The 20,381-nt window shown below is 61.5% G+C and carries 16 protein-coding genes; 6 read left to right on the top strand and 10 right to left on the bottom strand.

Annotated elements, in window-relative coordinates:
* Positions 1 to 32: 32 nt before the first annotated feature.
* From lldD to ACF6ZU_RS29025, 3 genes are all read right to left on the bottom strand, one after another.
* Positions 33 to 1,187 carry an FMN-dependent L-lactate dehydrogenase LldD gene (lldD, locus tag ACF6ZU_RS29035; RefSeq protein WP_392889378.1) on the bottom strand — a complete coding sequence of 385 codons (1,155 nt, stop codon included), beginning with the start codon at positions 1,185 to 1,187 and terminating at the stop codon, positions 33 to 35.
* Between the two features lie 990 nt (positions 1,188 to 2,177).
* Positions 2,178 to 3,800 (bottom strand): MFS transporter, encoded by a 1,623-nt coding sequence (locus ACF6ZU_RS29030; protein WP_392889376.1) that lies wholly within the window; start codon positions 3,798 to 3,800, stop codon positions 2,178 to 2,180.
* 277 nt (positions 3,801 to 4,077) lie between these two features.
* On the bottom strand, positions 4,078 to 5,724 hold the full coding sequence (locus ACF6ZU_RS29025; protein WP_392889374.1) for a GMC family oxidoreductase: 1,647 nt from the start codon (positions 5,722 to 5,724) through the stop codon (positions 4,078 to 4,080).
* A 122-nt stretch (positions 5,725 to 5,846) separates the two neighbouring features.
* Between ACF6ZU_RS29025 and ACF6ZU_RS29020 the strand changes: the two genes are divergently transcribed.
* Positions 5,847 to 6,743 carry a LysR family transcriptional regulator gene (locus ACF6ZU_RS29020; protein ID WP_392889372.1) on the top strand — a complete coding sequence of 299 codons (897 nt, stop codon included), beginning with the start codon at positions 5,847 to 5,849 and terminating at the stop codon, positions 6,741 to 6,743.
* 107 nt (positions 6,744 to 6,850) lie between these two features.
* Here ACF6ZU_RS29020 and ACF6ZU_RS29015 read toward each other — a convergent pair whose 3' ends face one another.
* The gene (locus ACF6ZU_RS29015; RefSeq protein WP_392889370.1) at positions 6,851 to 7,948 is read right to left on the bottom strand and encodes a DNA alkylation repair protein; all 1,098 of its coding nucleotides are present in this window, start codon (positions 7,946 to 7,948) and stop codon (positions 6,851 to 6,853) included.
* A gap of 133 nt (positions 7,949 to 8,081) precedes the next feature.
* The gene (locus ACF6ZU_RS29010) at positions 8,082 to 9,890 is read right to left on the bottom strand and encodes a monovalent cation:proton antiporter-2 (CPA2) family protein (protein ID WP_392889368.1); all 1,809 of its coding nucleotides are present in this window, start codon (positions 9,888 to 9,890) and stop codon (positions 8,082 to 8,084) included.
* Positions 9,891 to 10,164: 274 nt separating this feature from the next.
* Here ACF6ZU_RS29010 and ACF6ZU_RS29005 point away from each other — a divergent pair, with 274 nt between their 5' ends.
* Positions 10,165 to 11,070 (top strand): LysR family transcriptional regulator, encoded by a 906-nt coding sequence (locus tag ACF6ZU_RS29005; RefSeq protein ID WP_392889367.1) that lies wholly within the window; start codon positions 10,165 to 10,167, stop codon positions 11,068 to 11,070.
* Here the strand turns inward: ACF6ZU_RS29005 and ACF6ZU_RS29000 are convergent.
* The 3 genes from ACF6ZU_RS29000 to ACF6ZU_RS28990 all read right to left on the bottom strand — a co-directional run bounded on the left by ACF6ZU_RS29000 (position 11,060) and on the right by ACF6ZU_RS28990 (position 14,402).
* Positions 11,060 to 11,836 (bottom strand): substrate-binding domain-containing protein, encoded by a 777-nt coding sequence (locus ACF6ZU_RS29000; protein ID WP_392889366.1) that lies wholly within the window; start codon positions 11,834 to 11,836, stop codon positions 11,060 to 11,062. The two genes, ACF6ZU_RS29005 and ACF6ZU_RS29000, sit on opposite strands and share 11 nt — an antisense overlap.
* A 25-nt stretch (positions 11,837 to 11,861) precedes the next feature.
* Positions 11,862 to 13,154 (bottom strand): MFS transporter, encoded by a 1,293-nt coding sequence (locus ACF6ZU_RS28995; RefSeq protein WP_392889364.1) that lies wholly within the window; start codon positions 13,152 to 13,154, stop codon positions 11,862 to 11,864.
* A gap of 174 nt (positions 13,155 to 13,328) precedes the next feature.
* Positions 13,329 to 14,402 (bottom strand): diguanylate cyclase domain-containing protein, encoded by a 1,074-nt coding sequence (locus tag ACF6ZU_RS28990; protein ID WP_392889363.1) that lies wholly within the window; start codon positions 14,400 to 14,402, stop codon positions 13,329 to 13,331.
* Positions 14,403 to 14,567: 165 nt separating this feature from the next.
* Between ACF6ZU_RS28990 and ACF6ZU_RS28985 the strand changes: the two genes are divergently transcribed.
* Positions 14,568 to 14,906 (top strand): FKBP-type peptidyl-prolyl cis-trans isomerase, encoded by a 339-nt coding sequence (locus ACF6ZU_RS28985; protein WP_392889361.1) that lies wholly within the window; start codon positions 14,568 to 14,570, stop codon positions 14,904 to 14,906.
* Between the two features lie 134 nt (positions 14,907 to 15,040).
* Here ACF6ZU_RS28985 and ACF6ZU_RS28980 read toward each other — a convergent pair whose 3' ends face one another.
* Both ACF6ZU_RS28980 and ACF6ZU_RS28975 read right to left on the bottom strand, forming a co-directional pair.
* Positions 15,041 to 16,072, bottom strand: coding sequence for a D-cysteine desulfhydrase family protein (locus ACF6ZU_RS28980; protein ID WP_392889359.1), 1,032 nt, complete (start codon positions 16,070 to 16,072; stop codon positions 15,041 to 15,043).
* Positions 16,073 to 16,176: 104 nt separating this feature from the next.
* Positions 16,177 to 17,289 carry a cytochrome P450 gene (locus ACF6ZU_RS28975; RefSeq protein ID WP_392889357.1) on the bottom strand — a complete coding sequence of 371 codons (1,113 nt, stop codon included), beginning with the start codon at positions 17,287 to 17,289 and terminating at the stop codon, positions 16,177 to 16,179.
* A gap of 82 nt (positions 17,290 to 17,371) precedes the next feature.
* On the opposite strand from ACF6ZU_RS28975, the gene ACF6ZU_RS28970 reads away from it, so the two are divergent.
* From ACF6ZU_RS28970 to ACF6ZU_RS28960, 3 genes are all read left to right on the top strand, one after another.
* Positions 17,372 to 18,127: an ArsR/SmtB family transcription factor gene (locus ACF6ZU_RS28970; protein ID WP_392889355.1), complete on the top strand. Its 756-nt coding sequence runs from the start codon at positions 17,372 to 17,374 to the stop codon at positions 18,125 to 18,127.
* 80 nt (positions 18,128 to 18,207) lie between these two features.
* A complete protein-coding gene (locus tag ACF6ZU_RS28965; RefSeq protein ID WP_392889353.1) occupies positions 18,208 to 19,428 on the top strand; it encodes a putative DNA modification/repair radical SAM protein in 1,221 nt (406 codons plus the stop codon).
* Positions 19,425 to 20,285: a TIGR03915 family putative DNA repair protein gene (locus tag ACF6ZU_RS28960; RefSeq protein WP_392889351.1), complete on the top strand. Its 861-nt coding sequence runs from the start codon at positions 19,425 to 19,427 to the stop codon at positions 20,283 to 20,285. Before ACF6ZU_RS28965 ends, ACF6ZU_RS28960 begins: the two co-directional genes overlap by 4 nt.
* Positions 20,286 to 20,381: the final 96 nt, after the last annotated feature.

The raw sequence follows: 20,381 nt of genomic DNA, 5'->3' as shown, positions 1-20,381 counted from the left end.
AAACGCCCTGCATTGGCAGGGCGTTTTTACGATCAGGCCTTCAGTTCCCGAACGGCCTGCACCAGCGTCGATTCATCGATCTGCTCAATCGAAGTCACCCCGGTCAGTGTCATCGCCACGCGCATTTCCTTGGCGAAGATATCCAGCATGTTCTCGACCCCGCGTTGACCATCGGCGGCCAGCGCGTACGCCATGGACCGCCCGAGCAATACGCCTTTGGCGCCGAGGGCGAGCATGCGCACCACATCCAGCCCCGAACGGATGCCGGAATCGACCAGCACCGTCAGGTCATTGCCCACCGCCTGCATGATCGGCGGCAACGCCCGGGTGGTGGACAGCACGCCGTCGAGCTGTCGCCCGCCGTGGTTCGACACGACGATGCCGTCCGCGCCGAAGCTGACCGCGTCTCGGGCATCCTGAGGGTCGAGGATGCCCTTGATGATCATCGGGCCTTGCCAGAAGTCGCGAATCCACTCCAGGTCGCTCCAGCTGATCGACGGGTCGAAGTTGTTGGCCAGCCAGCCCATGTAGTCTTCGAGGGTCACGGCTTTGCCGAGGTATCGGGAGATGTTGCCCAGGTCGTGGGGACGGCCCATGACGCCGACGTTGAACGCCCAGTCGGGTCGGGTCATGGCTTGCAGGATTCGTCGCGAAGAGGCGAACGGCCCGGACATGCCTGAGTGCGCGTCGCGGTAACGGGCGCCGGGCGTGGGCATGTCGACGGTGAACACGAGGTTTTTCACCCCGGCGGCCTTGGCCCGCTCCAGGGCGTTTTTCATGAAGCCGCGGTCTTTCAGTACATAGAGTTGGAACCAGATGGATTGCTGGGTCTGGCTTGCCACTTCCTCGATCGAACACACCGAAACCGTCGACAGGCACAGCGGGATGCCTTTGTTCTCGGCGGCTTTGACAGCCTGTACTTCACCGCGCCGGGCGAACATGCCTGTCAGGCCAACCGGCGCCAGGACAATCGGCATGGTCAGCGGCTGGTTGAATAGGGTGGTTTCGAGGCTGAGGGTTTCGACGTTTTTCAGGATGCGCTGGCGCAGGCTGATGCCTGTCAGGTCGGCGCTGTTGGCGCGCAGCGTGTGTTCTGCGTAAGCGCCCCCGTCGATGTAGTCGAACAGGAACCGGGGAAGTTTGCGGCGCGCGGCCTCGCGGTAGTCGGATGCGGATGAAATGATCATGGTGCCTCGGTCGGATGAGTGGCGGGGCGATGGTGGCTTGGGGTTCAGAGTAACCAAAACGAATTGCGTTTGCGGTAATTCTGTTGGGCTTTGGGAAATGTGTGGTGGCTCGGTCTTGTAGGTTATTCGGGGGCTTTGTAGGAGCTGGCTTGCCGGTGATGGCTATGTATCAGGCAGGGGATTTTTTGATGGTGTACATATCCATTCCCGCGGTCACGGCGGCTATTGGTTTCGCCCTTACGGCGAGTTACTTGGAGAAGCGCCAAGTAACCAAGCGCTCTTGCCCCTTTCGTTCGGTGCCTCGCCTAGGCTCGGCATTCCCTCGTTCCGGTCCTGCTCCGTGGGCCCGCCGCGATCGGCCATCCCTGGCCGTGCGCGGCTAACCCGGCATCCATGCCGGGTTGCCCACTACGCAGAACCTCCACTCGGCCTCTCGAGGGGGCGACCACCGCCACAGCCGCCGAGGCGGCCTTAAAGCCGACCTGGCTATCTGTTCGACCGCATTCCCCTGTGGGAGCGAGCCTGCTCGCGATGGACGTCAACGATGACGCGGGTTGTCTGGATGAACGCGGTGTCTGGGCGCTTTTCGCTACAAATAGATTGGGTTCACACAGTTTGAAACTGTAGGAGCCAGCTTGCTGGCGATGGACGTCAACGGTAACGTGGGTTGTCTGGATAAACGCGGTGTCTGGGCGTTTTTCGCCAGCAAGTTGGCTCCTACAGGGATCGCGTACGCTTTTGATCTTCACCACTCATCAGGCCGAGCGTTAGCTCGCCTTTCGCTTTTGATCTGGATTTTGAGGTGCACGCCCCCTCGTGAGGCCCACGGAGCAGGACCGGAGCGAGGGCATGCCGAGCCTAGGCGAGGCACCGAACGACAGGGGCAAAAGCGCTTGGTTACTTGGCGCTTCTCCAAGTAACTCGCCGTAAGGGCGAAACCATTAGCCGCCGTTACCGCAGAAATGGATATGCCCCCAATCACCCCCCCCCTCAGTTCTTATCCAGATCCACATTCTTGGTCTCACGCAAACAAATCATCCCCACCACCAGGCTCACCGCCGTAATCACCACCGGGTACCAAAGCCCATAGAAAATATCCCCGGTGTAAACCACGAGAGCAAACGACACTGTCGGCAGAAACCCACCAAACCAGCCATTGCCGATGTGATACGGCAGGGACATCGACGTATAGCGAATCCGCGTCGGGAACAGCTCCACCATCAACGCCGCAAGAGGTCCGTAGCACATGGCCGAGATGATGATCAGCGCGACAATCAGCGCCACAATCATCGGCTTGTTGATCGACTGGGTGTCGGCCTGCGACGGATACCCGGCCAAGGTCACGGCGCCACGCAGGGCCGCTTCGTCAAAGCCATCGAGCTTCACGTCACCGACGCTGACCTGCACGCCGCTGCCGGCCGGGGCCGCTTCGCTGCTGTAGGGCAGGCCCTGTTTCACCAGGAAGGTTTTGACCTTGTCGCACGGGCTGTCGAATTTCGCCTTGCCCACCGGATCGAACTGGAAGGTACAGGTGGCCGGGTCGGCCAGTACGGTGATCGGCGCCTGACGGCTGGCCTGGTCGATGGCCGGGTTGGCGTAGTGCGCCAGGGTCTTGAAGATCGGGAAGTACAGCGCCGTGGCCAGTAGCAGGCCGATCATCAGCACCGGTTTGCGCCCGACCTTGTCCGACAGCCAACCGAAGAAAATGAAGAACGGCGCGCCGATGATCACACTGACGATCAGCAGGCTGTTGGCCAGGGCCGGGTCCATTTTCAGGAACTGAGTGAGGAAGAACAGCACATAAAACTGCGCGGCGTAGAACGTCACGGCTTGTCCGGCATTGATGCTGAACAGCGCGATCAGCACGACCTTGAGGTTTTCCCATTTGCCGAAGGAATCGCGCAGCGGCGACTTGGAGACCTTGCCTTCCTCTTTCATTTTCACGAACGCGGGCGATTCGTGCAGGCTCAGGCGGATCCAGGTGGAGATGCCCAGCAACACGATCGAGAACAGGAACGGAATCCGCCAGCCCCAGACTTCGAATTGATCGCCGGTGAAGTAGCGGCAGCCGAGTACCACGAGCAACGAGAGCAGCAGGCCGAGGGTGGCGGTGGATTGAATCCAGCTGGTGTGGAAACCGCGTTTGCCGATGGGCGCATGTTCCGCGACATAGGTGGCGGCGCCACCGTATTCACCGCCCAGGGCCAGGCCCTGAAGCATGCGCAGCACCACCAGGATGATCGGCGCAGCGATGCCGATGCTGGCGTAAGTCGGCAGCAGCCCGACACAGAACGTCGCCACGCCCATGAGGATGATGGTGGCGAGGAACGTGTATTTGCGTCCGATCATGTCGCCGAGGCGGCCGAATACCAATGCACCGAAGGGCCGCACGATGAAGCCGGCGGCGAACGCCATCAGGGCAAATATGAACGCAGTGGTGTCGTTGACCCCGGCGAAGAATTGTTTGCTGATCACCGCCGCGAGGGCGCCGTAGAGGAAGAAGTCGTACCACTCGAACACTGTCCCGAGTGACGAAGCGAAAATGACTTTGCGGGTATCACGCCCGGCGTCGGTGCTGCGCGTGATTTCCAGAGGCTGAACATGTTCTGACATATCGGTATCCCTCACAGTGATTGTTTTTGTTGTTCCACTGCCGGCGCCGTCCTTGTGGGTGGTGCCGCTACTGCGATGCATCGGATGCAACCTTTCTTTGTAAGAGCCCGCAGCAAGCCGGCTCCTACAGTAGATCGTTGTCGCTCACTATTTTGTGCCCACCACATAACTTGTAGGAGCCGGCTTGCCGGCGATGGCGGTGTGTCAGGCGCCATTAATGTTGGCTGGTCGGCCGCTATCGCCAGCAAGCTGGCTCCTACGATATTGGGTTTGGAGGTCAGGCATTGGTCGCCAGTTCCATGGGTGGGGTGATGCTCCTTGTGGCGGGGTTGAGGATGAGTTGGGCGGCTTTCTCGGCGATCATCAGCGTCGGCGAACAGGTGTTGCCCGAGGTGATGCGCGGCATGATCGAGGCGTCGGCGATGCGCAGGCCGGGGATGCCGTGGACGTTGAGTTGGGCGTCGACCACCGCGTCCGCATCGTTGCCCATGCGGCAGGTGCCGACCGGGTGAAAGATCGTCGTACCGATGCGGGCGGCGGCTTCGTGCAGTTGCTCTTCGCTCTGCAAACTGTCCCCGGGCAGGTATTCCAGCGGTTTGAACGCTTTTAACGCAGGCGCGGAAACGATGCGCCGAGTCAGGCGGATCGCATCGGCGGCGACGCGCAGGTCTTCCGGGTGGCTCAGGTAATTGGGTTGAATCAGCGGCGCTTCCTGGGGATTGCCCGAGCGGATGTCGATGCGCCCACGGCTTTGCGGACGCAGGTCGCAGACCGACGCGGTGAAGGCGGGGAAGGCGTGCAACGGCTCGCCGAAACGCTCCAGCGACAGTGGCTGCACGTGGTACTCAAGGTTGGCGGAGGTCTGCTCCGGCCCCGAACGGGCAAACGCGCCAAGCTGACTCGGCGCCATCGACAACGGGCCGCTGCGGTCATACAGATACCGCAAGCCCATGCCCATCTTGCCCCACACACTGCCGGCGATCTGGTTCAGGGTGCGCGCGTTTTCCAGTTGGTAGATCAACCGCAATTGCAGGTGATCCTGCAGATTGCCACCCACGCCCGGCAGCTCGTGAGCCACGCCGATCCCGAGCTTTTCCAGCAGCGGACGAGGGCCGATGCCGGAGCGTTGCAGGATAGTCGGGGAGCCAACGGCACCTGCGCAGAGCACGATTTCCTTGCGGGCCTTGAAGGTTTTTGCCTGACCTTGCCAGCGGGTGATGACCGCCGATGCGCGGCCGTTTTCCAGCAGCACGCGATCCACTTCAACGTCAGTCAGCACCGTGAGGTTGGGCCGATGACGAACCGGTTTGAGGAAGGCCTTCGCCGCGTTCCAGCGAATCCCGCCTTTCTGATTGACCTGGAAGTAGCCGCAGCCTTCGTTGTCGCCCTGGTTGAAGTCATCGATGCTGGCGATGCCGCTTTGCTCGGCGGCGCTGCGGAACGCATCGAGAATCGGCCATGACAGCCGTTGCCGTTCGATGCGCCATTCCCCGGCGGCACCGTGAAACTCCGAGTCGCCGGCAAAGTGGTTTTCGCTTTTCTTGAACAGGGGGAGGATGTCGTCCCAGCGCCAGCCGGGATTGCCGTCGGCCGCCCAGCCGTCGTAGTCGCCGGCCTGGCCGCGCATGTAGATCATGCCGTTGATCGAGGAGCAGCCACCCAGCACTTTGCCGCGCGGGTAACTCAGGGCGCGCCCTTGCAGGCCTGGTTGGGCTTCGGTCTTGAAGCACCAGTCGGTGCGCGGGTTGCCGATGCAGAACAGGTAACCCACGGGAATGTGAATCCATGCGTAGTTGTCGCGGCCGCCGGCTTCGAGCAGCAGCACCCGGTGTTGCGGGTCGGCCGACAAGCGATTGGCCAGCAAACAACCCGCCGGCCCGGCCCCGACCACGATGTAGTCGAATTCATCAAGGGAAGTCTGCATCCCTGACCTCATATTGTTGTTCTTGTTGTCGGTCATCCTAGTTGTTAGCTTTCGTTAAAAGAATGTTAGTTTTTGCGCAGCCGCTGTGCGTTTTTAAACAGGCCTTGCCCTAAGGATGGTTCATGTTCGACTGGAACGACCTGCGGTTTTTTCTCGAGTTGCAGCGCAGCGGGCGATTGCTCACCGCTGCCCGCCGCCTGAACACCACCCACGCTACGGTGGCCCGGCACATCGAGGCCATCGAAAAAAGCCTCGGCACGGCGCTGTTCGTTCAGCATGCCCAGGGCTACGAGCTGACTCCGGCCGGCGAAGCGCTGCTCAAGCACGCCGAGGCGATGGAAAACGTGGCGTTGCTGGCGCAGGAAGAAATCACTCAGTCGACGGCGCCGCTGGGCAAGATTCGCGTCGGCGTGACCGAAGGGCTGGGCATCATGTTTCTCGCCAGTCGCATGAACGGGCTGTTCGAACGTTATCCGGGGCTGGAAGTGGAACTGGTGGCGGTGCCGCGATTTGTCAGCATCCTCAACCGCGAAGCCGAGATCAGCATCCATCTGGAGCGTCCCGCCGCGGACATGCTGGTCACGCGTAAACTCACTGACTATCGACTGGCGCTCTACGCCAGCCAGGCCTACCTCGACCGGGCGCCACCGTTGCGCAGCCGCGAAGATCTTGGGCGCCATGCCTGGATCGGTTATGTCGACGACTTGCTGTTCAGCCAGGAACTGATGTTCCTCAACAGCTTCTGCCGCAACCCGCAGGTGGTGTTCCACAGCACCAGCGTGATCGCCCAGCAAGAGGCGGCGCGCTCGGGGCTGGGGATCGCGGTGCTGCCGTGCTACATGGCCAGCGCCGATCCGCAGCTGGTGCCGCTGTTGCCGGATGAAAGCATCCAGCGCAGCTACTGGATCAGCACCCGTCGCGAGCTGCACAAATCGGTGCGACTGCGGGTGTTGTGGGATTACGTGGTGGAGTTGTGTGAGCGCGAGCAAGACCTGCTGCTAAACCCCGACCCCCTGTAGGAGCGAGCTTGCTCGCGATGGACGCCAGAGCGCCGCGATAAATCAGGCATCCCGCGTCATCGTTGACGTCCATCGCGAGCAGGCTCGCTCCCACAGGGGACCGTGGTTCAGGCGAGGATTTCGAAGGCTGTGCTGGCGAGGCGTTCACCGTTCACCAGAACATGCACCGCATGCCGGCCGGCGTAGTGTTTGCGGGTGGTGAGTTCCTTGATGTGCTGGCCACGGGCAACGAACTCCGTCGCTTTGCCCGGTAACGTCAGGGCCTTGAGCTTGAACACCTTCGCCGAGGCGCTGCCGTTGGCTTTGACGTAGTCGATGGCGTAATCGATCACCAGCCGCTGACTCGCCTCGACCGTGGATTTGACGCTAAAGGACAAGGTGATTTTCTCCCCCAGCGCAATCACCGCCGGCTCAACTTTCACCTCGATGATCTCGACCTCGGGCTTGCCGCCTGCGCCGATAATCGCCAATGCACGCTGATTGCCCTGCTTGATCAGACTGCGCAATGCATGTTTGGCGATCCACGCGGTGTGTTTGTTGTCCAGCGACCAGCCTTCGATCAGGTCCAGCACCCACTCGGGGTGGTCCTTGGTGATGTCGTTGAGGTGGTTGGCCACCGACTTGCGCACATAGAGACTTTCGTCGGCCTTCAGATTGTCGAGGATCGCAGCGGCGAGTGTCGGGTCCGCCTGGATCTGCTCCAGGCGAAAAGACCACGGCAAACGGGGACGACAGCCTTCGCTGGCGAGACGACGAACGTGTTCGTTTTCATCCAGCGACCAATCGTGCATCACCGCCAACACGCGCTCGAGGTCGTTGCGCAGGAAGTAGCGGATCGCGAATTCAGCGGAGCCGAAGGTGGTGAAGTATTTGAGCGCGTCCATGGAGCGTTCGAACGCATGGGCGCCGTAAGTGGCAACGTAGTGCGGCAGCGAGATGCTGACGAAACCGCTGTTGAGGCGCGGGGCGAGGGCGCGCAGCACGTCGAGCGAGGCTTCATAACTCAGCGGCAGCACCGCGTGCAGGCACTCGCTGACCCGGGCCATGCGCTGCATGATCGACAGCTCGGCCAACCCGTCGTTGGCCATTTTCAGGAAAGCCTTGGCGTTGAACCCGGGATAGACCGCGGTCATCTCGGTGGCGATGTGGTTGAGGCGCTCGGTGTTGAAGATTTCCTTCAGGGCGGGGGCTGCTTGGTCGGCCATGGTGGGTTCCTTGAAAATCATTGTTTGCTTGGGGGACCGCGTCATCGTTCATCGCGAGCAGGCTCGCTCCTACAGGGGAATGCATTTCAACTGTAGGAGCGAGCCTGCTCGCGATGAGGCCCGAATATTCACCTCAACTCTTGCGGGATTCTTCTTCTAACTGATCCGACTCAAACAGCTTCGCCAGTTCCGCCCGAGCTTCCTGCGCGGTCTGCAGCACTTTCGCCGCATCGTCATACACCGCGTGCTGCGCTTCCAGCACCTGTTCGTCATGGTGTTTGAAGCGCTTGATCCGCGCATCCGCCTGCGCCTGGGTCAGGCCCAATCCCACCAGGGTGCGGCGGCTCATTTCCAGGCTCGAATAATAGGTTTCCCGAATCGCCTCGGCGCCCAGGTCCACCAAGCGGTGTACATGCTGGCGGTTGCGGGCGCGGGCGATGATCTTGATGTGCGGGTACAACCGGTGCACCACCTCGGCGGTCTTGATGTTGGTGTCCGGGTCATCGGTGGCGATGATGAAATACTCCGCCTGCTCGACCTTGGCTGCGCTGAGGATTTCCGGGCGCATCGGGTCGCCGTAGAACACCGGCACACCGCCGAAACTGCGGGACAGCTCGATGGTTTCCACCGAGGTGTCGAGGGCCACGAATTTGATGTTCTGCGCGCGCAGGATCCGGGCGACGATCTGCCCCATCCGGCCCATGCCGGCGATGACCACGCGTGGCTCGTCGGTGTCGATCTCGCGGAATTTCTCCGGCACCACCACCGGTTGCACTTTCGGGCTGACCAGCCGCGCGCAGATCAGCAGCAACAGCGGCGTCACGGCCATCGACAGGGTAATCGTCAGCACCAGCAGGTCGTACAGGCGCGGTTCGAACAGCCCCTGATCGCGACCGATCTTGAACACCACGAACGCAAACTCACCCCCCGCCGCCAACACGATGCCGAGGCGGATCGCACTGACCTTGCCCAAGCCACCGGCCAGTCGGCCCACCACAAACAACAACGGCAACTTGATGGCGATCAGCAGCAGGGTCAGCCCCAGTACGGTGATGGGCGCGCTGAGCAGCAAGCTCAAATTGGCGCCCATGCCGACGCTGATGAAAAACAGCCCCAGCAGCAGGCCCTTGAACGGTTCGATCTGCGCTTCCAGTTCGTGGCGATATTCGGAGTCCGCCAGCAGCAGACCGGCAAGGAATGCGCCCAGTGCCATGGACACGCCGACCAGGTCCATCAGCCACGCCGTGCCGATCACCACCAGCAAGGCGGTGGCGGTGGAAACCTCCGGCAAGCCGGTCTTGGCCACCACGCGGAACACCGGTCGCAGCAGATAGCGCCCGCCGATCACCACCACGGCGATGCTGCCCAACACTCGCAAGCCATGATTCAAATCTTCAGATGCGGTGGTGGTGTGATCGCCGCCCGCGAGCAGCGGCACCATGGCGATCAGCGGGATCGCGGCGATGTCCTGGAACAGCAGAATGGCAAACGCCAGCCGCCCATGGGGGCTGGTCAGCTCCTTGCGCTCGGCCAGGCTTTGCAGGCCGAAGGCGGTGGACGACAAGGCCAGGCCAAGGCCGAGAACAATGGCGCTGTTCAATGGCTGGCCGAACAGGAACAGCGCCACCACGCCGATTACCGTACCGGTCAGCAACACCTGCGCCAGGCCCACGCCAAACACCGATTTGCGCATCACCCACAAACGCCGGGGCGACAGTTCAAGACCGATGATGAACAGCAGCAACACCACGCCGAGTTCGGAAATGTGGCTGACGCTTTGCGGGTTGCGGATCAAGCCCAGCACTGAGGGCCCGATGATCACGCCGGCAAACAGATAACCGAGCACCGCGCCCAGTTGCAGGCGCTTGGCCAAGGGAACGGTGAGCACCGCCGCGAGCAGAAACACGACAGCGGCTTGCAACAGGTTGCCTTCATGGGGCATGGCGAAACTCCAGAACTCGGTGCGGCGGGGGGCACAAGGATAAAGGGTGAGGCTTGATGCGTCAGCCTGAACATGAATTGTGTCGACTGAACTGGCGCCATCGCGAGCAGGCTCGCTCCCACAGGGTTTTTGCGTCGATCACAAAACCCCTGTGGGAGCGAGCCTGCTCGCGATGGCGGCCTGATAGACAACAAAGATCTGGTTACATTCTGCATCAATTGGTTACATCCATAGGATAAGCTGATCAATCAGACCGTAATTCCGAGTGCGCACCATGGCCATCAACTTCGACCTCAACGACCTGCAAGCCTTCCGCGCCGTGGTCGAGCAGGGCAGTTTCCGCAAGGCCGCCGACACCGTGCGCATCTCCCAACCGGCCCTGAGCCGGCGCATCGAAAAACTCGAAGACGCCCTCGGCGTGCGGTTGTTCGAGCGCACCACGCGCAAGGTCAGCCTGACCCAGGCCGGTCGCGGTTTCATGCCCAGCGTCGAGCGCCTGCTCGATGATCTCGACGTGGCGCTGCTCGGCATCAGCGAAGTCGCCTCGACCCGGCTCGGTCATGTCACGGTCGCGTGCGTGCCCTCGGCGGCCTATTACTTCATGCCGCGTGTGATCGCCCACTACCATCGGCAATTTCCGCGGATCAAGGTCAAAGTGCTCGACTCCAGTGCCCACGACGTCCTCAGCGCCGTGGTCAACGGCGAAGCGGATTTCGGCCTGAGTTTCATGGGCACCCTGGAGGCGGAAGTCGATTTCGAGCCGCTGGTGCAGGAAGGTTATGTGGTGGCGTGTCGGCGCGATCATCCGTTGGCCGGGCGCAGCAGTGTGACCTGGGACGAGTTCTATCAGCAGGATTACATCTCGCTGGACAAGACGTCGGGTAACCGTTTTCTGCTGGATCAGGCCCTGACCGGCATCGTGCCGCAGCGCCAGAGCATCTGCGAAACCCGGCATGTGACGACGATGATCGGGCTGGTGGAAGCGGGGCTGGGTGTGGCGGCGGTGCCGCTGATGGCGATGCCGGCGGCGGATCACCCGATTCTGACGCGGTTGCCGCTGACCGATCCGCAGGTGATGCGCAGCGTCGGCTTGATCAAGCGCCGGGGTCGAACGTTGACCCCGGCAGCGTTGGAGCTGGAACGGCTGGTGGTGGAAATGAAAGTCCAGGTCAGCGACTGACTGAATCCAGCCCGGTGGCTTTCACATCCGTTTGAGCCGCCGGGGAGGCCAGGTAGTCAAGCAGCGCCCTGGCCTGTGCCGGGTGTTGCGCACCCACCGGAATGCCCGCGGCAAAACGCGTCACCGACTGCACCGACTCGGGAATCTTCGCGACAAAACTCACCCCCGGCACGGGCAGCAATTCGCTGACCTGCTGGAAACCCAGTTGATAATCGCCGGTGGCGACCACCGACCCCACCGGGATTTTCGGGATCATCTTCGACTTCGGTTTCAGCTGGTCTTCGATGCCCAGGCGCTTGAACAGCTGATCCTCGATGTAAACGCCGCTCGCGCTGTCGGAGTAGGCCACCGATTTCGCGTCGAGCAAGGTCTTTTTCAAGCCATCGACAGAACTGATGTCCGGCTTTGGCGCGCCTTCGCGCACCACCAGGCCGATCCGCGAATCCGCCAGTTCCACCCGTGAAGCCGGGTCGACTTTGCCTTGCTTGATCAGGTCGTCGAGGGCGTAGCCGACCATGATCACCACGTCGGCCTTTTCACCACGGGCCAGGCGATTGGGGATCGCTTCCGGCGCCTTGCCCATCGACGGGCCAAGGGCTGTATCGAGTGTGTTGCCGGTGGATGCGGCGAATTTCGGACCGAGGACTTTATAGGCCGCGGTGAAGCCGCCGGAGGTCATCACCCGGATCTCTTCCGCCTGGGCAACAGTGCTCAGGCCAAGGCTGGCCGCCAAGGCGAGGGCGGCAAAACTGAATAGCTTGTTCATGGTCATGCTCTCGAAAAGGGAAGGCTCAGGACATCGCCGGTTGCAGGCGACCGGTCGAACGGCGATACAGATACAAGGTCGCGCACAAGGCGCAGAGCGCCGCAAAACTCATCCAGTAACCCGGTGCCGCCTTGTCGCCGGTGTACTGGATCAGGAAGGTCGACATCGCCGGGGTGAAACCGCCGAACACTGCAGTCGCCAGGCTGTACGCCAGGGAGAAACCGGCCACGCGCACTTCGACCGGCATGATTTCCGTGAGCGCGGCAATCATTGCGCCGTTGTACAAGCCATAAATGAACGACAACCACAGCAGCACCAGCAGCATGTTGACGAAGCTCGGTGCATTCACCAGATAGGTCAGCGCCGGGTACGCGGTGGCCAGGGTCAGCAGCGCCATCGCGATCAGCACCGGACGCCGACCGATGCGGTCAGACAGCGCACCGCCAATCGGCAACCAGAAGAAGTTCGAAACCCCCACCAGCAAGGTCACCAGCAACGCATCGGACGTGCTCAGGTGCAGCACGGTTTTACCGAAGGTCGGCGCGTACACGGTGATCAGGTAGAACGCGGTGGTGGTCAGCGCGACCATCATCATCCCGGCGAACACGATCACCCAGTTCTGCGCCAGCGTGCGGAACACATCGCCCATGCTCGGCCGGTGTTTGCGCGCGGCGAACTCTTCGGTCTCCTCAAGATTGCGGCGCAAGAAGAAAATGAACGGCACGATCATGCAGCCGACGAAGAACGGAATCCGCCAGCCCCAGTCGGCAATCATCGCCGGTGCCATCCACTGGTTCAGCCCGTAACCCAAAGCCGCCGCGACAATGATCGCCACTTGCTGGCTGGCCGACTGCCAACTGGTGAAGAAACCCTTGTTGCCGGGCGTGGCGATTTCCGCGAGGTACACCGAAACGCCGCCCATTTCCGCACCGGCCGAAAAGCCTTGCAGCAAACGACCGATCAGCACGATGGCCGGGGCGAACAACCCGATGGATTCGTAACCGGGCACCAGCACAATCAGAATCGTGCCGCTGGCCATGATCGACAGCGTGACGATCAGCCCTTTGCGCCGGCCGACATCATCAATGTAGGCACCCAGCACCACAGCGCCCAGCGGCCGCATCAGGAAGCCCGCGCCGAACACCGCGAAGGTCATCATCAGCGAGGCGAATTCGCTGCTGGCCGGGAAGAACACGGCAGCGATCTGCGTGGCGTAGAAGCCGAAAAGGAAGAAGTCGAACTGTTCGAGAAAGTTGCCCGAGGTAACCCGGAAAATCGCACTGGCGCGGGAACGCCCGGAAGGGATTGATGCTGTCATTGACCTGTACTCCACCGCTTTTATGACGTGCACCGCCTGGACGCGGCGCACGGTTCTTATTGGGGCGAATGGTGGAGGAGGGGGATCGATATGTTAATTGCATAGTTGGCATGCATTGATGCGTGAAGCGGATCAATGCAGCGGCGGGTTATCGGGATTCAAGAAGGCGCGGCGTCATTCGACCCGGCTGTGGCTTACCGTCTGCTCACCCAGGCGATACTGATTGTTCCCGCTTCGCTTGGCCGCATACATCGCCAGGTCGGCAATGTGGATGAGTCGGTCCATGCTAGGTGCATGGTCCGGGAACACGGCGACGCCGAGGCTGGTGCCGATGTGGCGCTGATCGTTGCCGATGGTCACGGGGGGCGAGAGTTCGACGAAGATTTTCTGGCAGATGATGCGGGCTTCGTCTTGCAGGCTGCCACCTTGCGTCAGGCCCTGGAGGATGACCACGAATTCGTCGCCACCGATGCGCGCGACGGTATCGGTCGAACGCAGGATGCGCTTCAGGCGTGTGGCGGTGGTGACGAGTACGCGATCGCCGGCGGCATGGCCATAACGGTCGTTGATCGCCTTGAAGCCGTTGAGGTCGACGAACACCAGCGCCACGCGCGTGGCAGTGAGGCGCGCCTGTTCCAGGGCTTCGGACAGGCGTTCTTCGAGCACCAGGCGGTTGGGCAGGCCGGTCAACGGGTCGAAGTGCGCCAAGTGTTGCAGGTAACTGGCGGACGCCTTTTCCTCGGTGATGTCGCGCACCACGCCCATCATCTTGATCGTTTCATCGTGGTCGTTTTTCACCACATTGCCGGTCTCGCGCAACCAGCGAATGGTGCCGTCGGACCAGATGACCCGGTATTCCTCGTCATGGTTCTCGCCGGTTTCCAGACACCGCAACTCACCGGCCCGCACCCTGACCCGGTCGTCCGGGTGCACGCAGGCGCAAAACAAGGCGTAGGAGGGCGTCACTTCGCCGATCTTGAACCCGAACATGCCGTAGATCGCGTCAGACCAGTAGAGCCGATCGGTGTCGACATCCCAGTCCCAGGTGCCGATGCGAGCGAAATACTGGCTGCGTTTGAAGCGGTCGGCATCGCCGTCCTGGTGAATGTTTTGCCGTTCGGACAGCTGGGTGACGAGCAGGCGATAGTGGTCGAGCTGTTTTCGCAGCGAACGCTCGCGAAGGATCAGCGCGATGATCAAGATAAGCAGCAACGCGCCGATGGCTGCGCTGGTCCAGACATAAATCATTCAGAGGTTGCCGTCATGGCGTTTTGATTCCTCAAGTGCATGTTGCTTATGGTAGTTCACGACGAATGACGGAAACAGTTCGTTTGGGTTGCCAATCGCGCACGTTTCTGGGAAAACGGCGCCCGTTACGCCCAATTGGGCGAAGTGAACAATAGAGTGAACAAGATGAATGATGAACTGCAGGTAATCGATCTTGAAGTAGGCGACGGCAAAACCGCTGTCAAAGGTGCGCTGATTACCACCCAATACCGTGGCTGGCTGGAAGACGGCAGCGAGTTCGATTCTTCCTACAGCCGGGGTAAACCTTTCCAGTGCGTGATTGGCACCGGACGTGTGATCAAGGGCTGGGATCAGGGGATCATGGGGATGCAGGTCGGCGGCAAGCGCAAGCTGCTGGTGCCGGCGCATCTGGGGTATGGCGAGCGCACCATGGGCGCGATTCCGCCGAATTCGAATTTGGTGTTCGAGATTGAGTTGCTGGAGGTTTTGACCCGGGATGATTGATTTGTTGTGTCAGAGGAAAGTGTGTTGTTTGTCATGACGCCATCGCCGGCAAGCCGGCTCCTACAAGGGATTGCGTAATACCTGTAGGAGCCGGCTTGCTGGCGATGAACGATGACGCGGTCAACCTGGCATGACTAATCCTGGAAAGTCTCCCGATAGGCATACAACCCCGGTTCCCCGCCGGTCATCACAAACAGCACATTGTCCCCGGATCGGAAGCGGCCTTGCCTGATGTCCGCCACCAACCCGGCAAACGCCTTGCCGGAGTAGACCGGGTCGATCAAGAGACCTTCCGCGCGGGCCATCAGCCGAACAGCGTCCTGCATGGCTTCCGTCGGCAAACCGTAACCCTCGCCCAACTGACTGCCGTCGATGACTATCTCTACTGGCCGCACGACGGCGTCGCTGCCCAGTAAAGCCAGCGTGTCCCGGGTCAATTTCAGGGTACGAGTCGCAGACGAATCCCGATCCGACAACACCGAGTAAGACTTGACGATCGCCGTGCCGCGGTCCAGCAATGCAAAGCCACTCGCCAATCCGGCGTGGGTGCCGGCGCTGCCGTTGGGCACCACGACTTGATCGAAGATCAGGCCGAGGGCGATTTCCTGCTGCGCGATTTCGCCGGCGCAGCGTGCATAACCGAGGCTGCCGAGGGGCGTTGAGCCGCCCATGGGAATTACCAGCGCCTTGCGCCCTGCATCACGAAGTTGCACGGCGCGAGCCTCGGCCCGGGCGAGCGAGTCGGTGCCTCGGGGCAGCACCTGCAGTTCCGCGCCAAACAATTGGTCGAGCAACACGTTGCCGTTGAACTCGTAATCCACCTCGTCCTTGGGCACCGAGCGGGTCAGGATCAGTTCGCAGGCGATGCCCAGGCGTGCGCAGACCGCAGCGGTCAGGCGCGCATGATTGGACTGGAGGCCGCCCACGGTAATGACCGTATCGACGCCAGCCTGCTGCGCCGCGCCGATATGGAATTCGAGCTTGCGCAGCTTGTTGCCGCCACCGCCCAGCAGCATGTGATCGTCGCGCTTGAGAAACAGGCCGATGCCCCGGGTGTCCAGGTGCAACAGCTTTTCCAGGCGTTCGGCCCGTTGAATCGGTGTAGGACCTTGCAGCAGGTCTGCTCGCGCAAAAGCACTCAGTGACGTGTCCAGTCTGGTTTGCATCGTTGGCGTCTCGCTGACTTGTATGCGGTGGACTCTAGGGAGAAAGCCTCCCGTGATAAACGCACCGCCGGTCATTACAGCTATAACGTGGTGTAACGAATGGCTCATGAGAACAGCGGGATTCGCCCATTCAGGGAAGGGCGGTAGTGCCAGGTCAATCGGTCCAGGGCGGGTTTCAGCGTCAAGATCTGCGTCAGCGTGGCGCCGGCGATGTTTATGGCCAGCATCTGTCCCGGACATTGGTGGCGTCCCGCGCCGAAGGTGAAACTGCGCCGCTGCGGGCGTTCGAGCATGAATGCATCCGGCTGGTCGTTGAGCTGCGGATCGCGATTGGCCGACGCCAGCAGCACCAGAATAACATCGCCGGGCTTGAGGCCTGCGCCCTCGATTTCACAGGGGGCGGCCACGAAACGACGGGTGTTCTGAACCGACGGGTCGAAGCGCTGGACCTCGGCCAACAGGTCATCCATGTTCAGCGAACCGTCCAGCCATTGCGGGTTTCGGATCAACGTCACCAGTGCGTTGCCAATCAGTCCCGCGGTGGCTTCGTACGTCTGGGAAAACAGCCCTATGAGATTGGCGATCAACGCATCGTTTGCGCCCGATGTTTTCGCAAATCGTTGACGAATGCCGGCGAGCAGGGCGCTTTGGTTGTCCGGATCATCCAGCAACTCAATGAAATAGCCGCTCAGTTGTTCCGCTGCGGCATGGGCGGCCGCCAGTTGCGTCTGAATGCTGAGGGGCGACAGGCATGCGACGAAATCCGCGGTCAGCTCGCTGATCACCCGACCCTGGGCTGGCGTGAATCCCAGCAACGCCGCGACCACACCCACCGGCCCACGGAACATCGCCTTGTGCAGCCCGTCCGGGTCCGGAGTTAGCAAGCGGGCGCTGACCAACGCGCTGACCTCATCCGTGTCGATCATCGCCAGCCCCGGTTGAATGGCCGACCGCGGGCAACGCTGGCGTTCGCCTTCGTTCATTCGCATCAACTGGCTGAACACGTTGCCGGCCACGCCGCTGGCAATCGCCTTGGGCACCGGCTCCTGGGCCGGGCGAACGTGACAGTCGGCATGTGCCAATACCGCCGCCACGGCGCTGGCGGTGCTGGCGACCCACAATTTGAGTTCTGAGTGAAAAACCAGTCCACCTTGTGTGCGCAATTGCGCGTAATAGGGATAAGGATCGGCGTGAGTCGCAGCGATGATCGGGTCCATGGGTCGCAGCCTTGTTCGTGACGGGAGAAGTGTTGCTACTATCTCCAGTCCGAAAGGCCCTTGATTCGTCCGGGAGCGAAATATGAACGCAGAGCAGCACGACATCGGCGTATCCCACGTGGCGGCAGCGATCGCGGAGCCGGCCCGGACCCGAATCCTCTGTTCGTTGATGGACGGCCATGCCCGGACCAGCACCGAGCTGGCGGCGGTGGCCGAGGTCAGCGCTTCCACCGCCAGCGCGCACCTGGCCAAACTCAAGGACCTGGCGCTGGTGCGCCTGCACGTTCAGGGCCGCCATCGCTACTACAGCCTGGCGGACAAGCGCGTGGCCCAGGCGCTGGAAGCCTTGATGGTAATCGGCCAGAACCGCGCGCCGGCCTTCAACCCGAAGACCCCGGACCGCCTGCAATTCGCCCGCACCTGCTACGACCACATGGCCGGGACGCTGGCGGTGCTGCTGCATGACCGTCTGCTGGAAAAAGGCTGGCTGGTGGAAACCGACGAGCAGGCGTATCGGCTGAGCGACAGTGGCGAAGCGCTGTTTGAAGGGCTCGGCATCGAGGTCAAAGACCTGAACACACTGCGCCGCCGGTTCGCCTGCCCGTGCCTGGACTGGAGCATGCGCCGGCCACACCTGGGCGGTTCGTTGGGCGCGGCGTTGCTGCAAACAGCGATCAAACGCAAATGGGTGACTCAGGATCTGGACAGTCGGGCGTTGGCGTTGACGGCGTTGGGACGCAAGGAAATTGGCGTCCGGTTTGACCTGAAGCTGCCTTCAGCTGAAACCCCGGCGCTGCGGGAGCAACGTAAACCTCTGCCGGCTCACGAGGTGATCTGACCCGACCAAGGGTCGATTGATGGCTTGTGCCAAGGGAGGTGACTCTATACTGTATATCCACACAGTATAAGGTTCGCCCCATGGAACTCATCGACAAGCTCAGCATTCTCGCCGACGCCGCCAAGTACGACGCGTCCTGCGCCAGCAGTGGCGCACCGAAGCGCAGCTCCGAAGGCAAGAGCGGTTTGGGTTCTACCGATGGCATGGGCATTTGCCACAGCTACACGCCGGACGGGCGTTGCGTGTCGTTGCTCAAGGTCCTGTTGACCAACTTCTGTCTCTACGACTGCCAGTACTGCGTCAACCGCCGTTCCAGTGACGTACCGCGCGCCCGCTTCACGCCGGAAGAAGTGGTGACGCTGACCCTGGATTTCTACCGGCGCAACTGTGTCAGCGGGCTGTTCCTCAGTTCCGGGATCATCCGCTCGGCGGACTACACCATGGAACAGTTGATCCGCGTCGCGAAACTGCTGCGCGAAGACCATGAGTTTCGCGGCTACATCCACCTCAAGACCATCCCCGAGGCCGATCCGGCGCTGATCGAGGAGGCGGGGCGCTATGCCGACCGCCTGAGCGTGAATATCGAATTGCCCACCGACGCCAGCCTGCAAACCCTGGCCCCCGAGAAGCAGCTCGGCTCGATCAAGCAGGCGATGCAGACCATCTACACCGGCGAACAAACCGTCCTAAACGAGCCGCGAGCGCCGAAATTCGCCCCGGCCGGACAGAGCACGCAGATGATCGTCGGCGCCGATGACACCGACGACAGCACCATTCTGCACAGTGCCCAGGCGCTGTATGGCAACTTCCGCTTGCGGCGGGTCTATTACTCGGCGTTCAGCCCGATCCCCAACAGTCCGAAGAGTGTGCCGCTGGCGGCGCCACCGTTGATGCGTGAGCACCGCTTGTATCAGGCAGATTTTCTGCTGCGCAGTTACGGCTTCACGGCGGGTGAACTGTTCAAGGGGCCAGGGCACCTGGCGCTGGACATCGACCCCAAACTGGCCTGGGCGCTGGAGAATCGCGAAGTGTTCCCGCTGGATCTCAACCGCGCCGAGGCGTCGCTGATCGCCCGCATCCCCGGAATTGGCCTGCGCACCACCGAACGGCTGGTGGAACTGCGCCAGCAGCGGCGTATCCGCTATGAAGATCTGGCCCGCATGCGCTGTGTGCTGGCCAAGGCCAAACCGTTTTTCATCACCAGCGACTACCACCCGCAGCAGGCCGAGGTCACCAGTCATCTGCTGTATCAACAATTGCGCGACCGGCCGCAGCCACAGCAAATGGGGTTGTGGGGATGATCACGCTGGATTGCGATGACCTGTTCGACACCTGGCGCCAGCAGGCTCGCTGGCTGTTGAGCCATGAAGTGGACCCGAGCCGGGTGAGTTGGGCCAGTGAAGGGGTGGCTGATCTGTTTGCCAGCGATGAATCGCTGCCTGAAGCGCCGGGGCCGTTCATGGCGCGAATCCCGCGATCGTTGCTCGACACCCTCGAACGCGCGGCCCGTTATCGCGGCGATCAACGCTGGAGCCTGCTCTACGAAGTGCTGTGGCGCGTCAGCCACGGCGACCGCACCGCCATGATGGCGGGCGATCAGCTTGGCAGTGAATTACAGAGAAGAATCAAGCAGATACAACGTGAATCTCATCATTTACATGCATTCGTGCGATTTGTTGAACTGCCTGAAAACGACGGGCCGCATTACGTCGCCTGGCATGAACCGGCCCACGACATCCTGCACAGCGCCAGTGAACACTTCATCGGCCGGATGGGACGGCATCGCTGGCTGATCGCTACGCCACGGGACGGGGTTTACTACGACGGCGAACAGTTGATTCATCAGCGCCAATGCCCGGTGGAATGGCAGCAACTGGCGCAGAACGTCGATGATCCCCACGGCGACATGTGGTTGACCTATTACAGCCACATCTTCAACCCGGCGCGGCTGAACCCTAAAGTCATGCAAGGCCATTTGCCCGCACGATTCTGGAAAAACCTGCCCGAAGGCGCGCTGATTCCGGGATTGATCACCCAGGCCCGCACCGGCAAGCAGCAGGATGGCCAGGCCAGTGGCATTAAGGGCAGGGTGGGGAAACGCATCACCCTGGCAAACGGGGTTCCTGACACGGACTCCCGGGAAACACAAAACCTGTAGGAGCCAGCTTGCTGCGGGCGGCGTTCCGACGATGGTCGTTAACGATTACGCGTACCGACTGGTTCACCGCGGCGCACTGACGTCCATCGCCAGCAA

Source organism: Pseudomonas migulae, from assembly GCF_043225285.1.
GTDB lineage: Bacteria > Pseudomonadota > Gammaproteobacteria > Pseudomonadales > Pseudomonadaceae > Aquipseudomonas > Aquipseudomonas migulae_C.
Note: the sequence above shows the minus strand (reverse complement) of the source record. Positions and strands in the feature narration are given on the sequence as shown.